This window comes from Vibrio sp. 2132-1 (assembly GCF_033344315.1).
The window spans coordinates 1-586 of record NZ_JAWPON010000601.1 but is presented as its reverse complement, the minus strand read 5'-3'; the positions used below and the strand labels follow the sequence as shown (position 1 = coordinate 586).

The window sequence follows — 586 nt, the reverse complement described above, 5'->3', positions numbered from 1 at the left end:
GCACGGAATTGATGTACTGATCGACGACTTTGGAACTGGGCAAACGTCGTTAGCATTTTTGCAGCACATGAAAATTGATTATTTGAAGATCGACAAGTGTTTTGTTGAAACCATAGGCATTCAAAGTGTGAGTGCATCCGTATTGAATGCCATCGTTCATTTTGCGGACGAGCTGCAAGTGAAGTTGATTGCCGAAGGCGTCGAAACGCCGGCGCAAGCAGAGCATTTGAAAAATATGGGAGTGCAATACCATCAAGGCTACCTGTATTCCAAACCTTTACCATATTCCCTGCTTGCGCAGCAGCCGATTTCCTAGCTCTTGTTACGCATTACCAGTGATGAATTTGAGCGCGATAACACTGCGCTTCGTCATCGAAGACAAACTCAAGATCGTTTTTGATGCTCTCAAGGCTGTCTTCTTGGTAATGGGAGTCGTAAAGCAATTGGCTGAGATTTTCACGTGCAATCAGTTCCAACGTGTTTTTTACCAAGCGTCGTCCTAAAAAGTCGAGACCTTGATAGGGCTCATCCAAAATGAGTAGTGTTGGCTGCTTCGCTATAGCGCGCGCGATCAACAGCAAACGTT

Annotated in this window: 1 protein-coding gene and 1 pseudogene; one reads left to right on the top strand and one right to left on the bottom strand. The window is 45.4% G+C overall.

What is annotated here, in order from left to right:
* Positions 1-316, top strand: a 316-nt coding sequence (locus R8N47_RS26895; RefSeq protein WP_318186323.1) for an EAL domain-containing protein, incomplete at its 5' end; no start/stop codon positions are given.
* Between the two features lie 13 nt (positions 317-329).
* Here the strand turns inward: R8N47_RS26895 and R8N47_RS26890 are convergent.
* Positions 330-586: pseudogene (locus R8N47_RS26890) on the bottom strand (ABC transporter); the annotation flags it as partial.